General features: G+C 74.2%; 13 protein-coding genes and 1 pseudogene. 7 read left to right on the top strand and 7 right to left on the bottom strand.

The window, feature by feature from the left end:
• The 5 genes and pseudogenes from HLB09_RS01280 to HLB09_RS01260 all read left to right on the top strand — a co-directional run.
• Window positions 1–1,281: pseudogene (locus tag HLB09_RS01280) on the top strand (hypothetical protein); the annotation flags it as partial.
• Between the two features lie 4 nt (window positions 1,282–1,285).
• Window positions 1,286–2,899, top strand: coding sequence for a hypothetical protein (locus tag HLB09_RS01275; RefSeq protein WP_171201598.1), 1,614 nt, complete (start codon window positions 1,286–1,288; stop codon window positions 2,897–2,899).
• On the top strand, window positions 2,899–4,788 hold the full coding sequence (locus tag HLB09_RS17625) for an ATP-binding protein (RefSeq protein ID WP_212755703.1): 1,890 nt from the start codon (window positions 2,899–2,901) through the stop codon (window positions 4,786–4,788). The genes HLB09_RS01275 and HLB09_RS17625 overlap by 1 nt, the downstream gene beginning before the upstream one ends.
• Window positions 4,785–6,602 carry a type IV secretory system conjugative DNA transfer family protein gene (locus tag HLB09_RS01265; protein ID WP_171201597.1) on the top strand — a complete coding sequence of 606 codons (1,818 nt, stop codon included), beginning with the start codon at window positions 4,785–4,787 and terminating at the stop codon, window positions 6,600–6,602. Before HLB09_RS17625 ends, HLB09_RS01265 begins: the two co-directional genes overlap by 4 nt.
• Window positions 6,599–7,243, top strand: coding sequence for a hypothetical protein (locus HLB09_RS01260; protein WP_171201596.1), 645 nt, complete (start codon window positions 6,599–6,601; stop codon window positions 7,241–7,243). Before HLB09_RS01265 ends, HLB09_RS01260 begins: the two co-directional genes overlap by 4 nt.
• 331 nt (window positions 7,244–7,574) lie before the next feature.
• On the opposite strand, the gene HLB09_RS01255 is transcribed toward HLB09_RS01260, so the two are convergent.
• Window positions 7,575–9,887: a copper-transporting P-type ATPase gene (locus HLB09_RS01255; RefSeq protein ID WP_171201595.1), complete on the bottom strand. Its 2,313-nt coding sequence runs from the start codon at window positions 9,885–9,887 to the stop codon at window positions 7,575–7,577.
• Window positions 9,888–10,830: 943 nt separating this feature from the next.
• Here HLB09_RS01255 and HLB09_RS01250 point away from each other — a divergent pair.
• Window positions 10,831–11,535: a DUF305 domain-containing protein gene (locus HLB09_RS01250; RefSeq protein WP_171201594.1), complete on the top strand. Its 705-nt coding sequence runs from the start codon at window positions 10,831–10,833 to the stop codon at window positions 11,533–11,535.
• A 206-nt stretch (window positions 11,536–11,741) separates the two neighbouring features.
• Window positions 11,742–12,521: a F510_1955 family glycosylhydrolase gene (locus tag HLB09_RS01245; protein ID WP_212755698.1), complete on the top strand. Its 780-nt coding sequence runs from the start codon at window positions 11,742–11,744 to the stop codon at window positions 12,519–12,521.
• 251 nt (window positions 12,522–12,772) lie between these two features.
• Here HLB09_RS01245 and HLB09_RS01240 read toward each other — a convergent pair whose 3' ends face one another.
• The 6 genes from HLB09_RS01240 to HLB09_RS01215 form a co-directional block, all read right to left on the bottom strand.
• A complete protein-coding gene (locus tag HLB09_RS01240) occupies window positions 12,773–13,462 on the bottom strand; it encodes a cation diffusion facilitator family transporter (protein ID WP_171201593.1) in 690 nt (229 codons plus the stop codon).
• Window positions 13,459–13,947: an ArsR/SmtB family transcription factor gene (locus HLB09_RS01235; protein ID WP_246233963.1), complete on the bottom strand. Its 489-nt coding sequence runs from the start codon at window positions 13,945–13,947 to the stop codon at window positions 13,459–13,461. The genes HLB09_RS01240 and HLB09_RS01235 overlap by 4 nt, the downstream gene beginning before the upstream one ends.
• A 459-nt stretch (window positions 13,948–14,406) precedes the next feature.
• Window positions 14,407–15,027, bottom strand: a complete 621-nt coding sequence (locus tag HLB09_RS01230) for a methyltransferase family protein (protein ID WP_212755696.1) — start codon at window positions 15,025–15,027, stop codon at window positions 14,407–14,409.
• Window positions 15,020–15,868: a cation diffusion facilitator family transporter gene (locus tag HLB09_RS01225; RefSeq protein WP_246233961.1), complete on the bottom strand. Its 849-nt coding sequence runs from the start codon at window positions 15,866–15,868 to the stop codon at window positions 15,020–15,022. The genes HLB09_RS01230 and HLB09_RS01225 overlap by 8 nt, the downstream gene beginning before the upstream one ends.
• 74 nt (window positions 15,869–15,942) lie before the next feature.
• Window positions 15,943–16,728, bottom strand: a complete 786-nt coding sequence (locus tag HLB09_RS01220) for a cation transporter (RefSeq protein ID WP_171201605.1) — start codon at window positions 16,726–16,728, stop codon at window positions 15,943–15,945.
• Window positions 16,728–17,171, bottom strand: coding sequence for an ArsR/SmtB family transcription factor (locus HLB09_RS01215; RefSeq protein ID WP_171201591.1), 444 nt, complete (start codon window positions 17,169–17,171; stop codon window positions 16,728–16,730). The genes HLB09_RS01220 and HLB09_RS01215 overlap by 1 nt, the downstream gene beginning before the upstream one ends.
• Window positions 17,172–17,256: the final 85 nt, after the last annotated feature.

Below are 17,256 nucleotides of genomic sequence, written 5' to 3'. Positions count from 1 at the left end.
GTCCTGGGCCTGACCGGCGCGCTGACGGACTCGATCATCCGGTGGGGCATCGCCGGCAGCGTCGAGGAGACCACCGGAGCGCTCAACGACGCCATCGCGGCGGGCAACTCCGCGCAGATGGTCGGCGGCGCCGCCGTCGCCATCATCCTGTTCATGTGCCTGATCCTGGCGCTGCTGCTGGTCTTCGTCGTACTGCTGGTCATGCTCGTCACGCTGTACCTGACCGGCGTGCTGATCCCGCTGTCGCTGGTGTGGCTGGTCCACCCGAGACAGCGGTCCAAGGGCCTCAAGATCCTGATGGTCTGGCTGGGCATCTGCTTCTCCCACGTCCTGCTGTTCCTGCTGCTGGGCGTGGCCTTCCGCATGGTCGGCAACCTGGCGACCGAGTGGGACGAGCCGGGCATGGTGATCCTGACGAACCTGGCCGTCGCGGTCATCGCCCTGCTGCTGGCGACGCTCTCGCCGGTCGCGCTGCTGAAGTTCGCGCCGATCGGTCCGGGCGGGGTCTCGACGGCGGGGCCGTCCCTGTCGGTGCCCGGTGGTAGCAGCGCCAGCGCTGGCCCGTCCTACCCGGAGTCCTCCTCGGACTCCCAGCTCGGGCAGATGTCGCGCGACACCGACGGCGGCGCCGACGCCAGCGCGGACACCGACAGCACCTCGACGTCGGCCACCGGCGGCCTCGCCGGGCGCCTGGACGACCAGAAGGCGTCGACGTCCTCGATGGAGGCCAGCGGCAGCGGCGGCGGCGGCGCGGCCGGCGAGGCCGCCGGTGCTGGGGCCGGCGCGGGTGCGGCTGCCGGTGAGGCCGGCGGCGCGGCGTCCAGCGCCGGGTCGACGGCCGCCTCGGGTGCCTCCGCGGCGGCTCCCGGCGTCGGGGTGGCGGCGGCCGCCGCCAACAGCGACGTCGAGGCCGGTCCCGGCGGGGCCGGCGGCAAGGGGCCGGACCCGATCGGTGCGCCGGCCACGGCCGGGGGGGACGCGGCGGAGACCGCCGACACCGGTGCCCCCGGCGAGAGCTCGGGCAGCGCGACTGCTGGTCTCGCGGAGGCCGGCGGCCAGACGCAGGAGACCGGCGACAAGGTCACCTCGGCCGGGTCTCTGGCGATGGCCTCGGGCGCCGGGGCCCCGGTGGGCGTGGGCCTGATGGCCGCAGGCCAGGGGATGAAGGCGGCCGGTGCCGCGGTCTCCAAGACCGCGCAGGCCGCCCAGAGCGCTGGCGACCTGGCCGGCGAGCAGATGGACCACGGCGCCGACGACAGCGCCGCCGACGGGAAGGAGTAGGGACGTGCAGACCCGCACCCTCGGCGGTGAGGCCGGAAGTCGCGGCTTCTTCGGCGGCACCCAGGGCAAGACCCGCACCGTCGGGCTGATCGTCGTTGGCATCGCCGGGGCCGTGGCCACGATCACGCTCCAGACCCCGGGACTGATCGCCACGGTCGTGGCGGCCGCGGTGGTCTACGTGGCCACGATGCGCACGCACCGCGGCTCCCCGCTGGTGCGCTTCCAGGCCCGCCAGCGGTGGGCCGAGCGCCAGCGCACCGGCACCGTCGACTTCGCCCCCGTGGCCACGCGCCCGGACGACGTCGACGGCACCCCGCGCGGGCGCGGCCGGGCCGCCAAGGCGCAGGCCGCCCGGGAGTGGGCGCGCTACCGGGACTGGCCCGACGGCGCCGAGGGGATGCACTGGCTCCAGCGCGGCCGCGGTGAGCCGGGCATCGCCTGGCACACCCCCACCGGGGAGGACGCCTACCTGTCGGTGGCCTTCGCGGTCGAGGGCCAGATCAGGGGCATGGAGTCCGACGCCTTCCTCGAGCTGGCGATGACGTCGTGGGGGGCGATGCTCGCCCGGTTGGGGTCCAAGGGGTCCCTGGCCAAGCGGGTGCAGTCCTTGACCCGGGTGGTGCCGGTCGACTCGGCCTACCACGAGGCGTGGGTGTGGTCCCAGCTCGACGACGCCGCCCCCAGGACCCTGGTGGAGTCCTACGACGAGGTGGTCACCCGGGTCTCGCGGTCAGGGCTGATGCAGCGGCACTACGTGGTGGCCCGCTGGCCCCTGACGCCGGACTTCATCGCTGAGGCCGCCCGCCGCGGCCCCGCCCAGGAGGGCTGGCGCCGGCTGATGAAGGCCCAGATCACCCAGGTCCGCTCCCAGCTCAAGGGGGCCAAGCTCGGACAGGTCACCCCGGTCTCGGCCGCGCAGCTCGCCGCGGTGCTGCGGCACATGCAGCAGCCGTCGTGGCCCATCGACCAGGCCGCGGACGTCGACATCGACGCCCCGTGGGCGCCCTCCCGCGACGAGTGGTCGGCCACGGTCACCAGCGGCGTCGACCCCGACGGCAACCCCGAGCAGTGGTGGCACCGCACGGCGCTCCTGCCGATCGAGGCGTTCGAGACCGGCCCGCGCACGTCGCTGTGGATCGCACCGCTGCTGTCCCAGCTCCCCTACCCGATCGTGCGGACCCTGAGCCTGCAGACCGAGGTCATCCCCGCCGCGGACGCCCGGCGTGCGGCCCGTACCGACGTCACCACGGACCTGGCGGACCTGGAGGCGCAGAAGGAGAAGGGCGTGCTGACCAGCGAGGAGCTGTCCGCCGGCCTGGCGGCGGCCCGTGCGCGTCTGGACGACCTGCGGCCCGGATCGGGCCACCACGGCGCCGGGTGGGCGGGGCACCTGACGATCTCCGCCCGCTCCCGTGAGGAGCTGATCGAGGCCCGCGCCCGGATCGAGGAGGCCGCCGGCAACGCCGGCATCGCCTCGCTGGAGTGGCTGGACACCCAGCAGGCCGCCGCGTCGGCCTGCACCTGGCCGCTGGCACGCGGCATGGCCCCGGTCGGGCGCTCGACCGGAACGACGGTGCGCGGCCTGCTGGCCGGCACCGGGAGCAAGGAGGCGATGTGATGGCCCCCCGCAGCCCCAGGCGGTCCAAGCACGGCGCGAAGGCGGACCTGGCCGACGCGGGGCCGATGGCCCTCGACGCCGCCAGCTACCCCGCGCCGGCGCAGGCGCCCAAGGCGCCGCGTCGCGCTCGTCGCGGGCGCGGCGCCCGTGAGCAGATCCCCGCGCCGACGGCCCCGGCCGTAGCCGCCTCGGTCACGGGTGCTCTGGCGCAGGCCGGCGGGCCAGCCCTCGACGACGACCCCGCCGCCACGAGCTCGAGCACCGCGACGGCGCCCATCCCGACCCAGGAGCCGGTCGAGGGCACCGACGCAGGCGGGCTCAGCCGCCGCCAGCGGCGGGCGCTGGCCAAGCGCGAGCAGTGGTACGCCGCGGTCGAGGGCACGCCGGCCCCCTCGACGACCCCCGGCGCCGACTCCAGCGCGGGCCGGGCCGGGGCGCCGGCGTCCCCGGCCGACTCCTCCGACACGCGCCGTCGTCGACGTCGCGGCAAGCGGGGCGAGCAGGAGGACGCGCCGAGCACCCCCGCGCCCGCGGCCGACGACGGCGTGATGGTGCTCCCCGAGCCCAAGGGCTACGTCGCGCGCAAGAACGGGCGCCGGGCCCGGCGGGGCTGGTACGCGCCCGTGGCCGCGCCCGCGCTGACCTCGACCCGTCAGGCGGAGGTCCTCAACACGACGCTGGTGGCGGCGCCGACCGACGCCCACGGCATCGTCGTCGGGCGCGACCGGCTGTCGAACACGATGGTCGCCCACGACCCCTTCACCGCCTACGAGCAGGGCGTCGTGGACTCCCCGGCCGTGGTTGTCCTCGGCGGCATCGGCAACGGCAAGTCCTCGCTGCTCAAGACCGTCTACGTGCTGCGCCCGCTGATCCTGCGAGGCCGGCGCGTGGTCGTGATGGACCGCAAGGACCAGAACGGCGAGGGCGAGTACGCCGAGGTCGCCCGCCAGTTCGGCAACGAGCCCTTCCGGATGGTCCTCGGCGGCGGCGGCACCACCATCAACATCCTCGACCCGGTCGTCCTGGCCTCGGCCGGTATCGCCGGCCAGTACCGGCTCCTGCGGGCGGTGACCGAGCTGGCCAACGACGGCGAGGGCCTGACCAAGTGGGAGCGGCCCGCGCTGCGCGCGGCGCACCGCGCCACGCTGCGCCAGGCCGAGGCCGACGGCATCACCCCCCGCCTGGAGCACCTGCTGGCCCAGCTCGGGCGTCTGCACCCAGAGTTCGCCGACCACTCACCGGCCACCAAGGAGAAGCTGCACCAGGGCGGCGTCGCGGTCCGGCACATGCTCTCCGCGCTGCTGTCCGACGAGCTCGCCGGGCTCTTCGACGGCGAGACCAGCCCGGAGGTGCGCCTGGCCGACCGGCTCACGGTCTTCGACGTCTCCCAGCTGCCCGACGAGGGCCCGGCCGTCTCGATGGTCATGGCCGTGGCGAACGTCTGGCTGCTGGGCACGCTGCGCCAGCAGCGGGGCCTTCGCACCAACTTCGTGGCCGAGGAGGGATGGGACCTCGTCGGCGGGCCCGGCGGACGGGTGTTCCGGCGCAACTCCAAGCTCGCCCGCGGCCTGGGGCTGTCGAACATCGCCGCGCTGCACCACGTCGCGGACATCCCCGTCGACGACCCGGCCATCGCCATGCTCAAGGAGGCCGGCACCGCCCACCTGTTCAAGCAGGAGCGCGACGACGACGTCCAGGCAGTCATCCGCACCTACGGCCTGGACCCGTCCTCGGCCGGGGTGCTGGCGAACCTGAACACCGGCCACCACCTGCTCAAGATCGGCTCCCGCCGCGAGATCCACGTCGAGCACGTCCGCTCGACGATGGAGCGCGTCATCACCAACACCGACTCCGCGATGATGCTCGACGGCCGCGGGCGCGGGCTGTGAGCGCCCCCCGCCAGCTCGGCAGCCAGCTCGGCCGCACCGACCAGACCACCTCGGTCCTGTCCTGGCGGGCCCGGGCCAACCTCACCCTCGCGCTGCTCGTGGCCGCCGTCGCCGGCGGCTGGCACCTGGCGGTGGCCTGGACGGCCTCGGGCGTGGCCACGCCCGACGTCGCCGTGACGCTGCGGGCGCTGCTGTCCGGCCACCCCCTCGACGTGCCCGGGGCCGCCTCCACCACCACGACGCTGGCCGTCTTCGGCGCCCTGGCCGTCGCGGCCTTCGGCCTCTTCGTGCTGTGGGCCTTCACCTGGGCCGCGTGGCGCGCCAAGCACCGCCGCACCAAGGGCTTCGCCGGCGACGCCGCCGTGCGCGAGGGCCTGGGCGAGGCCCGCGCCCGCGCCGGCGCCGCGCAGACCCGGCCCGGGATGACCGACGCCCAGCGCAAGAAGGCCCCCGTGTCCGAGGTCGGTCTGCCGATGGGTGCCACGACCGGCGGTCAGCCGGTCGTCCTGGCGCTCGAGGACCACGTCGGCGTCGTCGCCCCGACCGGCGCCGGCAAGTCCCGGGACGTGATGATCCCCGCGGCCCTGGACGCCCCCGGCGCCCTGGTGGTGACCTGCACCCGCGCCGACATCCTCGACGTCGTGGCCACCCGGCGCGGCGCCAAGGGACGGGTGTGGGTCTTCGACCCCCTGGACCGGCTCGGCTGGCCCGAGCCGATGGTCTGGAACCCCGTGGCCGGCTGCGCCGACGCCCAGACCGCCATCTCCCGCGGCCTGGCCTTCGCCGCAGGCCTGTCCGCCGACGACAAGTCCTCCACGAACGCTGGCTTCTTCCGCGCCAACGCCAGCTCCGCGCTGACGCGGCTCCTGCACGCCGCCGACCTCGACGGCCGCCCGGTTTCCGACGTCATCGAGTGGGCCATCCACCTCGACGACGGCGCCGAGGAGGCCCAGGCCATCATCCGCACCTCGACCGACGAGCGGGCCGAGACGATGTGGGCCGGGCTGCTGCGCTCGGTGGCCACCGGCGCCGACGAGACCGTGGCCTCCTCCCGCCAGACCCTCCAGCAGGCCGTCGAGCCGATGGCCATGCGCCGGGTGACCCGGTGGGTCACCCCCCGCGAGGACGTCCCGACCTTCGACCCGGCCGCCTTCGTCGCCTCCACCGACACCCTGTTCCTGGTCGCGGACGCCAACGCCTCGACGAACGTGGCGCCGCTGTGCGCGATGCTCCTGCAGGAGGTCGTCGACGCGGCTAAGGCTGCTGCCGCCCGCCTGCCCGGCGGGCGTCTGGACCCGCCGCTGCGCCTGGTGGGAGACGAGATCGCCAACGTCGCCCCGCTGCCCAAGCTGCCCGACCTGGGCACCGACGCCCGCGGCTTCGGGATGCAGCTCGTCCTCGCGCTCCAGTCCCTCGCCCAGGCCCGCCGGCGGTGGGGGCGAGACGGCGCGAACGCGCTGATGGACAACATGCCCGCCGAGCTGCTGCTCGGTGGGCTCACCGACACCGACGCCCTCAACCGCTACTCCGCCCTCGTCGGGGACGTCGAGCTGACCCGCGCGACCATCTCATACGACCAGACCACCGGCCGGATGACGTCCTCCTCCGAGCAGCTGGCGGACCGGAAGGTCCTGCGCGCCGACGAGGCCCGCCAGATCCCCGACGGCCACGCCCTGCTGATCTACCGCAACCGCGGCGCGGTCCTGTTGCGGATGACGCCCTGGTTCGAGCGGTCCGACGCCAAGACCCTGTCCGCCGACCGGGACGCCGTCGAAAAGCGTCGCCTCGCGGGCAGCGCGGCGGCGCGCTCGTGAGCGCCGGCACGCCCGAGGACGGCGCGGGCGACGTGCCCGAGGACGTCGAGGACCTGCCGCCGCAGACCATCGAAGGGCGCGTCTCGGAGCTCGAGGACGTCGTCGAGGACCTGGGTGCTGCCCTCGTCGACCTCGCGCGTCGTCGTCCCGCTGGCACGGGAGCCGGGCAGGCTGAGGACGAGGGCAAGCCGAACGCCGAGGACGCCGCCCCCGCGCGGTCGTGGGTCGCTCGGGCCAGCACCGAGGACTGGCGCGAGCTCGCGGCCTGGGTCGACTGGCTCAACGCGACCTACGACCTGCGACCGTCCAAGAGCGTGTTCCCGTGTTGGCCTGCTCACAGCGGCGTCGTGCTCGAGCTCGCGGCCCTGCGGGCCGCCTGGGTGTCGGCGGCCACGGTCGAAGCCAGCGACGAGCCGGGCGACGCGATGACGTCCTGGCACGGCGACCTGCTCCGTCCGTGCCTCGCGCGGCTGCACGAGGACTACCAGCTCGGCGCCTGCGAAGACCGCCACAAGCCGCCTCGCGCCCCGCGGCCGACCGACGCGGACCTGCTCTCCGCTGCACTCGAGCGCGTGTCCTCCACGTCCGACGACGACCTCAACGAGGGCGACGTCAACCGCTCCACCGGCGAGCTGCGTTAGCTCCGCATGGCGCGGCGGCAGCGAGAGCACCGACGTCTCATCATCTCGTCACGAACGTCGGGCCGACCGAGCGAGGCCGTCGTCGTCGGCCTTTCGCTACTTCACCTGACGCCCGTTGACCGGGACGGCTCTCCGGGCGGGTCTGCTGGGACACGAGCCGCGAGGCGCTGCCTCAGCGCGGTCCTGACCTGCACCGTCGCCGGTTGAGGGTCGACAACTGGGACGCGACTTGTGTGTCCCGACTCAGTTGTCGTCTGCTCGTGCAGCACGCCTGATCCTTGGGGTGGCGACCCGGGCTGTTGGGGTGTTTGACGACGGAGGCAGGTTCTGGTTAGGCGCGGGTGGTGCGCAGTCGCAGTGCGTTGGTGATGACGCTGACCGAGGACAGGGCCATCGCGGCGGCGGCGATGACGGGGGACAGCAGCAGCCCGGTCGCGGGGTACAGGACGCCGGCGGCGATCGGGATGCCGGCGCCGTTGTAGACGAACGCGAAGACCAGGTTCTGACGGATGTTGCCCATGGTCGCCCGCGACAGCCGGCGGGCGCGGACCAGTGCGGTCAGGTCGGCCTGCAGCAGGGTGATGCCGGCGCTCTCCAGGGCGACGTCGGTGCCGGTGCCCACCGCCACGCCGACATCGGCCGCGGCCAGGGCGGGGGCGTCGTTGACGCCGTCACCGACCATCGCCACCACGTGCCCCTGCTCGCGGAGCTCGCGGACGACCTCGTGCTTGCGCTCGGGAGTGACCTCGGCCTCGAAGCGGTCGATGCCGACCTGACCGGCGACCGCGGCGGCGGTGGCCTCGGCGTCGCCGGTGAGCATCACGACCTCGACGCCCTCGGCGCGCAGCACTGACAGTGCCTCGGCGGTGGTCTGGCGGACCGGGTCGGCGATGGCCAGCACAGCGGCGGGCGTGCCGTCGACGGCGACCAGGACGGCGGTGGCGCCGCCGGCACGCACCCCCTCGGCGAGCTCCTGGACAGGGGTCGGGTCGACGTCGTGCTCTCGCAGGTGCCTGGCGCTGCCGACCAGGACGCGGTGGCCCTCGACGAGCCCGGACACCCCACGGCCCGCCGGGGCGGTGAAGTCCTCGACCGCCGGTAGCGATCGCCCAGCACCGACGCCGCCGACGCCACCACCGGAACCGGCGTCGGCGGCGGTCACGACGGCGTGAGCCAGGGGGTGCTCGGAGGAGCGCTCGAGCGCCGCGGCCAAGACCAGCACCTGGGTGGGGTCGGCGTCGCCGTGCACCTGGACGCCGGTCAGCTGAGGGCGGCCCTGGGTGAGGGTGCCGGTCTTGTCGACGACGACGGTGTCCACCCGCTGCAGCTGCTGCATCGCCTGGGCGTCCTTGACCAGCACCCCGGCGCCGGCGGCGCGGCCGACGCCGACCATCACCGACATCGGCGTCGCCAGCCCCAACGCGCAGGGGCAGGCGATGATCAGCACGCTGACCGCCGCGACCAGGGCGTGCGCCAGGGCCGGGTCAGGGCCGACCAGCGCCCACACCACGAAGGCGGCCACGGCCACGGCGATGACGACGGGCACGAACACCGCGGCGACCTTGTCGACGGTCGCCTGGATCGGGGCGCGGGAGCGCTGCGCCGCCGAGACGAGGTCGACCACCCGGGCCAGGACGGTGTCCCCGCCGACGGCGCCGGCGCGCACCAGCAGCCCCCCACCGGCGGCCAACGTCCCTCCGATCACGGCGTCACCCTCGGACTTGGTCACCGGCATCGACTCCCCGGTGACCATCGACTCGTCCACGCTCGCGCGGCCCTGGACGACGGTCCCGTCGACCGGGACCTTCTCGCCCGGGCGCACCCGCACGAGGTCGCCCACGGCGACGTCGGCGAGGTCGACGTCGTGCTCGGACCCGTCGGCCTCGACCCGCCGTGCGGTCGGCGGCGTCAGGTCCAGCAGGGCACGCACCGCCCCGGAGGTCTGCTCCCGGGCGCGCAGCTCGAGGACCTGCCCGAGCAGCACCAGGGCGGTGATGACCGCGGCCGGTTCGAAGTAGACGTCGACCGTCCCGCCCGGACCGCGGAAGGCCGCCGGGAAGATCCCCGGCGTCAGGACCGCCACCACGCTGAAGGCCAACGCCACCCCGGTCCCGAGGGCGACGAGGGTGAACATGTTCAGGTTCCGGCTGCGGACCGAGGCCCACCCGCGCACGAAGAACGGCCACCCGGCCCACAGGACCACCGGGGTCGCCAGTGCCAGCTGCATCCACACCGACACCGCCGGCGGCACGAGGTCGTGCACCGCCGGGACCAGGTGCGAGCCCATCTCCAGGACCACCACCGGCACCGTCAGGGCCACCGCGACCCATAACCGCCGGGTCATGTCCGCCAGCTCCGGGCTCGGCCCGTCGTCGGCGCTCACCGTCACCGGCTCCAGTGCCATCCCGCAGATCGGGCACGAACCGGGCCCCTGCTGGCGCACCTCGGGATGCATCGGGCAGGTGTGCTGCACCGCGGCGCCGGTACCAGGTGACGCGCCGCGGTGGCGGCGACCGTGCGCCTGTCCCGGGCCAGGAACCAGCTGGGTGGATGACATGCCCACCACAATACCCCTGGGGGGTATGCTTGTTCCCGGCTCCTCGGTCGTCGGGCGTGCGCCTGTGCCGCGTCGTCGAAGGGCCATCGAGGGGCTTGGGGCGGATGCGGCTGGTCCGCGACGACACCGCCGTCCTCGTCGATGACCTGCGCCAGCACCTGAGGAGCGGACCGACGCACGCGCAGCCCTGGCCCGGTGGTTACCGGGGCAGGGCCCTGCCGCAGGCTGGCGGCTGGTGTGGTGCCATCGTGCTGGTCCACGGGCGCCGGCGCCGGCGCCGGCAGCCCGGGAACCCGAGACCAGGAGGAGACGGCGGTGAAGCGCGGTAGTGCCCCGGCCCTCACCACGAGGGGCGCGTGGGCCACGTGGGGCCTGCTCCTGCTGGTGCTGAGCGGTCTCCTGGCCATGCACGGCCTGTCGGCCACGCACGGTCTGAGCGCTGCGGCGGCACCCTCGAGCGGTGCTTCGTCTTCTCTCGCGGCACCCCGTGCCGCGCACAGCCCTGCGGAGCACCCGGCAGGTCAGCCAGCCCAGGGCCATCCGCCGTTCGCCGCCCGCGCAGACGACGCGGCCGCCGCCGCGGCCGACCGTCGACCTGGTCTCTCGGACCCGAGCTTGCCGGGCGCCCTCACCGAGGTGCCGGGTGCCCATGTCGTCCCTGTCGACCCGACCTCCGCGCAGGTCCTGTCTGCGGAGGAAGACCACGGGGGCGACCACCTGATGGCGGTCGGGTGCCTGCTGGCCCTGGTCGGGGCCGGCGTGGGTCTGGGCGCCCTCGCAGCGGCGCGTCTGCTGCGCACGCCGTGGTCGACCGCCGCGGCGCGGTGGCTGGCCCAGAGCCACACCCTTCCCGGAGGCACAGGCGCCCGCGGTGTGCCGTGGCGGCGCCCACGGATCTCCTTGTGCGTGGTGCGGGTGTAGGAGCCGGCGCGGTCCCGACCAGGGACCACGAGCTGCCGCATCCCTTCCCCCGCCCGTTCCACCCGCTTCGCCGTGGCATCCCACCCGGAGCGGCTACAGGAGACCCCTCATGAAGAAGACCCACCGACTGGCCGTTGCCGTCGCCGCTTCAGCCGCCCTGTCCCTGGGGCTGGCCGCCTGCAGCACCGACGGCTCCACCGTCACGGCAGGCCCCAGCAACACCCCCAGCCCCAGCACCCCCGGCCCCAGCACCCCGAGCAGTCCCGGCTCGAGCAGTCCTGGCAGCACGGGCACGGCGACGGTCGCCGCAGAGCACAACGACGCCGACGTCGCCTTCGCCCAGCAGATGATCGTCCACCACCGCGGCGCACTGGCGATGGCGCAGATGGCTGACAGGCGGGCGCAGAGCCCGCAGGTCCAGGCCCTGGCCGAGCGCATCACCGCGGCGCAGGGCCCGGAGATCGACGCCATGAGCTCGTGGCTGCGCACCTGGGGGCAGGAGGTCCCCGACGGCATGTCCATAGACGGCATGTCCATGGACGGCATGGGAGGCATGGGGGGCATGAGCCACGGCCCCGAGATGACCGGGATGATGTCCTCGGAGCAGATGGACGAGCTCGAGGGCATGTCAGGTGCAGGGTTCGACCAGATGTGGCTGACCGGCATGGTCGCCCACCACGAAGGCGCGGTGGAGATGTCGCGCACCGAGCAGGACCAGGGAGCCAACCCGCAGGCGCTTGCCCTGGCCGAGGTCATCGCAGCCGACCAGACCGCCGAGATCGACGAGATGAACCAGCTGCTGGAGCAGCTGTGAGCGTCTCGGCGGCCCGGGGCGCTCGACGGGGCGCTCGACGGGGCGGGAGCGCGGTCGGCGGGGTGGTGCTGGTGGCCGTCCTGGTGGCCGGGTGCAGCGCGGACGACCCGCAGGGCGAGGCCTTGCCCGACGCCCCGGGCGCCGGTGCTGGTGCCTCGGCTGGTGCAGGTGCAGGTGCAGGTGCAGGTGTTGGCAGTGGAGGCGAGGTGCAGGGCCAGGAGACCGCGGCAGCGCCGCTGCCCAGCGATCACGTGCATGGCGTGGGCATCAACCCCGCCGACGGCGTGGTCCAGCTGGCCACCCACGACGGGCTGTTCTCCTACCAGGACGGCACGCCCGTCCGGGTCGGCCCGGTCATCGACCTGATGGGGTTCACCGTCGCCGGGCCGGACCACTTCTACGCCTCCGGCCACCCCGGCCCGGGTGTCGACCTGCCACAACCCGTCGGCCTGATCGAGTCCACCGACGGGGGACGGTCGTGGTCGGCCCTCTCCCGGCAGGGCCAGTCCGACTTCCACGCCCTCAGCGCGCTGCAGGGCGCCGTGATCGGCTTCGACGGGCAGCTGCGGATGAGCGCCGACGCCCGGACCTGGACCACGACCCAGGCGCCGGTGCAGCCCTTCGCGCTGGCGTCCTCACCGCAGGGGACGACGGTGCTGGCGACCAGCCAGGACGGTCCGGCGCTCTCGCGCGACGCCGGCGCCTCGTGGTCGGTGCTGGAGCAGGCACCCCTGCTGCAGGTCGCGGCGATGGCTGACGCCACCACGATCGTGGGCATCACCCCCGACGGCACGGTCGCCGTGAGCCAGGACACCGGCGCCACCTGGGCCACACCCGGCGCCGTTCCCGGCCCGCCCCAGGCCGTGGCCGCCTCCCGCCAGGACGGTGGAGCGCTGCAGGTGATGGCCGTGACATCAGCAGCTGTGCTGTCCTCCGCCGACGGGGGAGTCAGCTTCGCCCCCCTCCAGGGGACCGACGACTCCTGACCCCGTCCGCCAGGCGGGGGTCAGCCTCAGCGGCCCAGTGGTACGGGGCCGCGCTGGTGCACGGTCCGCCGGGACTACCCCGGTCGTCTCGGTGACCGGCAGCTGCACCGTCCTTCATGACCCATGGGCGGTGCAGCCTGCCGGACCACCCGGGGGGGCCGGGTGACTGGTGCAGCGTCAGCGGTGGGCGTCGCGGCAGGCAGGTGCTCTGTCAGGGCAGTGGGCCTCAGGTCTACGGCGCGATGCTCAGGTCAGTCGTCGTCCTCGTCGCGGTCTTCGACGAGCTCGCCTTCCCACGCTTCCCGGCCTTCGTGGATGGCGAAGGCGGCGATGACGAACCCGGCGACAGGGTCCAGCCACGCGGCGCCGGTCCAGGCGTAGAGGGCCAGCCCGGCCAGGGTCGAGATGGACAGCAGCACGCAGATCTTGGTCTCTGCGGCGTCGGCGAGGACGAGCTGGTCACCACCGAGCTGCTGGCCGACCCGGCGCTTGGCACGGGCCAGCAGCGGCATGATCACCACGGAGGCCAGCAGCAGCGCGATCCCGACCCGGGAGGTGTCTGGTGCCTGCCCACCGAGCAGCCCGCGGATGCCCTCGACGGTGACGTAGGTCGCCAGGACGAAGAAGGTCAGGGCCACCAGTCGCAGCGCCCGGCGTTCCTTGGCCTCGTCGGTGGCGCCGTTGCGCAGCCGGGCGGCCAGGCGCAGACCCACCAGCACTGATGCCACGGACTCGATGCCGGAGTCGAGGCCGAAGCCGACCAGGGACACCAGGCCGGCCATCAGGCCGGCGGTGATCGCGATCGCGCCCTCGGCGACGTTGTAGACGACGGTGAACTGCGCCAGGCGCAGCCCGCGTCGGGTCAGCCGCTCGACCTGGACCTCGTCCGCTCCGGCGGGCGGGGTGACCGGTCCTCCCGCAGCGGGAGTGTGCTCGCTCACCGCGCGCCCCTGACCGTGCCGGAGGTCGTCGCCTCGGCCGGCGGGCCCGGGGCCGGAAGGCTCGAGGCAGGGGTGTCAGTGGTGCTGCCGCCGGCGTCGGCGGTGCTGTCGGCGCCGTAGGTCGGGCACAGGGTCACCGCGTCACCGGTGGCAGCCAGCACCCGCTCCGCGGCCACCAGCAGCTCGAGCAGCTCGGGGCCGACGGCCAGGGAGAACAGCGAGGCGCGCCCCTGCGGGCGGGAGGTGACCAGGCCGCAGTCCCGCAGGCAGGCCAGGTGACCGGAGACCGTCGCCTGCGCGAGCCCCAGATGGGCCATCAGGTCCACCACCCGGCGCTCACCCAGGGCCAGGTGCCGCAGGATCGACAGCCGCGACGGGTCCGCCAGGGACCGGAACAGGCACGCCGCCGCCAACAGCGCCGTGCCCTCCTCGGATCCTCGAGCCGTCTGGCGCGCGACCACGCCGGGACCAGCCGTCATCGTCATAGGCCGATGTTAGCGGGATGGTGCGGGGTCTCTCTCGGGGCGACGCCCTCTCGCGCCGCGCAGCGACTGCGTGTCCACCGACGAGGACGAGGCCGTGGAAGAGACGATGAGAACGTGCGGTGGGTTCGCCACGTCGGCTTCGGTCTGCGCGCCCTCCGGCCTCGAGCGGGTCCTCGCCGTCTGCGCCGTCGACAACACCGCCTCGACGCCGACGACGATCGAACGGTGCGGCGGGCAAATCGCGGCAGTCCGTCCGACCCCGCTCACGGTTCCGCCCAGCGGTACTGCACCGCTTCGTTAGTTGAGCGAAGAGTCATGCGGGCATCCCAGTTGAGGATCCCCAGTGACACAAGATCACGACCGCGAGCCCGGACCGCGCCTGGAGTCGCGAGGTGCTCCAGTAGGCGGTCGCTTGCTGGGACGGGGGCCGGTCGTGTTCCGGCTGGTGATGGAGCAGCTTCAGGCCGGTGTGGGCCAGGGGTCTACGACGGTGGGTCGTCCGAGCCAGCGGGGTGTCCTGGTGTGGTAGTCGCGGTAGGGGGCGCCGAAGTGGTGGGTGAGGTGGCGCTCTTCGGTGGGGACCCAGGCCCGGTAGACGGCGGCGAGGGCGGCGGTCAGGGCCAGCGCGGTAGGGGAGCGGCGGGCGGCGGCAGCGCCGGTGAGCGCGGCGACGGCGCCGGTGTACTGGGGGTTGCGGCTGTAGCGGTAGGCCCCGCCGGTGACGAGGGGCCCGGCGTCGGTGCCGGTGAGCTGGGCTGGTCCGGCGAAGCGCCGGAACCCGGCGAGGAGGAGGGCGCTGCCGGCGCCGGTGAGGGCCAGGGCTGCCGCGCGTGCCGGTGCTGGTAGCGGGGGCGAGGTCGGCCGTCGGGCCAGAGCGGTGGTGAGCAGGGCGGCGTGGGCGGCGTAGCCGGTCCACATCCACGCGGCGGTACCGGCATGTAGCCGGCCGTCGCGTTCGAGGTCGCGGCGCATCCGGCCCAGCAGCACCGGGATAGCGGTCAGCACCGGTGCCGTGACCACGAGCACGGCGCCGCCGTTGGGACGGCCCGCGTGTCGGCGGGTGGGCCGGGGCTCAGGCATGGGAGGGCGCCTCGTGCCGGTGGTGGGTCCGGGGTTCGAGCTGGAAGGTGGAGTGCTCGATCGAGACGGTGAAGTGCTCGGCGACGCAGGCCTGGAGGGCGTCGAGCATGCGGGGGGCGTGGCCGTCGTGGAAGCAGGAGTCGTCCACGACGACGTGGGCGGACAGCACGGGCAGGCCGGTGACGATCTCCGAGGCGTGCAGGTCGTGCACGGCGTGGACGTGCTCGAGATCGAGCAGGTGGGCGCGTACGGAGTCCAGGTCCAGTCCGCGGGGGGTGGACTCCAGCAGTACCCGGGTCGCCTCGCGCAGGATGCTCAGCGTCCTGGGAATGATCAGGACCGCGATGAGGATCGAGGCCAGTGCGTCGGCGCGCTGGAACCCGGTGGTGGCGATCACCACGGCCGAGGCGAGCACGGCGACCGACCCCAGGGCGTCGTTGAGGACCTCGAGGAAGGCGGCGCGGGTGTTGATGCTGGACCCACGGCCGCGGACCAGCACGAGCAGGCCGACGACGTTGACGGCCAGTCCGACGGCGCCGAAGACGACCACGGCGGTGGCCTGGACCGGTGGGGGGTCGAGCAGGCGTCGTACGCCTTCGACGAGGACGAGGATCCCGACGGCGAGCAGGACCGAGGCCTGCACGCTGGCGCCGAGGACCTCGGCGCGTCGGTAGCCCCAGGTCCGTTGGGCGGTGGCCGGGCGTAGCGCCAGCGTCGCGGCGACCAGGGCGATGGCCAGGCCGGCGACGTCGGTGAGCATGTGCCCGGCGTCGGCCGCTAGCGCCAGGCTTCCGGAGATCAGCGCGCCGATCACCTCGACGACCATCACGGTCGAGGTCAACGCGAGCACCACCACCAGTCGGGTCCGCTGCGATCCCGCGCTGCTACTGGCAGCCGGTGCGTGGGTGTGTCCGTTCACCGGGCCGCGCCCGAGGGCGGCCGGGGCGAGGTGTCGCTGCTCGCCGACGTCGGGGTGCAGCACCCATCGGTGCAGCAGCTACCACCTGCCGGGGCGGACTGCTCGACGCCGGAGTCGGTAGGCGCCGGCGGGGTCACCGCGGTGACCGGGGTGCAGCAGGCGTCCCCGCGCCACGCCTCGCGGCCCTCCTTGACGGCGACAGCGGCGATGACCAGGGCAGCCAGCGGGTCCGCCCAGGCCCACCCCAGCAAGCTGTTGAGCAGCAGCCCGGCCAGCAGCACCCCGGACAGGTAGGTGCACAGCAGCGTCTGCTTGGAGTCCGCGACCGCTGAGGCCGACCCGAGCTCACGACCGGTGCGGCGCTCGAACCACGACAGGAACGGCATCACGACGAGGCTGAGCGCGGCCAGGACGATCCCGACGCTCGAGTGCTCGGCCTCGGCGGCCCCGAGCAGGGTCCGCGCGGCGTCGACCGTGACGAAGGCCGCCAGGGCGAAGAAGGACACCGCGATCACCCGCATCGCCGTCCGTTCCCGGGCCTGCGGGTCGGGGGCGGCGAACTGCCACGAGACCGCGGCCGCCGAGGCGACTTCCACCACGGAGTCCAGACCGAAGCCGACCAGGGCGGCCGAGGAGGCCATCCGCCCGGCGGTGATCGCGACCACCGCCTCGACCACGTTCCAGGTGATCGTGGCGGCCACGACCAGGCGCACCCGCCGGGTCAGCACCGCCCGGCGCGCCGGGTCGTCGGTCGCCACGGGCACGCGGGAGGTCCTCGCCATCACGCCACCACCGCACTTGGGAGGTCCAGCGGTCCGGCGGGCCGGCCCGCGCCCGGCTGCTCGGTCGCCACCGTGTCGGTAACCCCGTGAACCCCGTGGACGCGGGGGATGCCGAGAACGCCGAGCAGCTCGTGCCCGAGGGCGGTCAACCGGTAGACCACGAGCTTGCCGTCGCGGCGGGAGGACGCCAACCCGCACGAGCGCAGGACGCGGGCGTGGTGGGAGACGAGGTTGGCCGCCAGGCCGGTGACCCAGGCCAGGTCGCACCCGCACATCGGCCCGCCGGTGGCGAGGGCCAGCGCGATCCGCAGCCGGGTCGGGTCGCCGAGAGCCTTGGCCCGGGCAGCGGCCCCCTCCAGGTCCGGTGCGGGCGGTAGCGCGGTCCGCACCGCCTCGGCGTGCGGCAGGTCCAGACACAACAGGTCACACGCCTCGTCCTCCACGTCCACATCCTAACCCTCGTTGATTCGTTGTGGGCGAGTCGACGCCCGTGCCGGTGCGGGTGGAAGGCGGACGTAGCGTCCGGTG

Origin of the sequence: Pseudokineococcus marinus, assembly GCF_013004605.1 — a bacterium.
Taxonomy (GTDB): Bacteria; Actinomycetota; Actinomycetes; order Actinomycetales; family Quadrisphaeraceae; genus Pseudokineococcus; species Pseudokineococcus marinus.
This window is presented reverse-complemented; position numbering and strand designations above follow the sequence as displayed.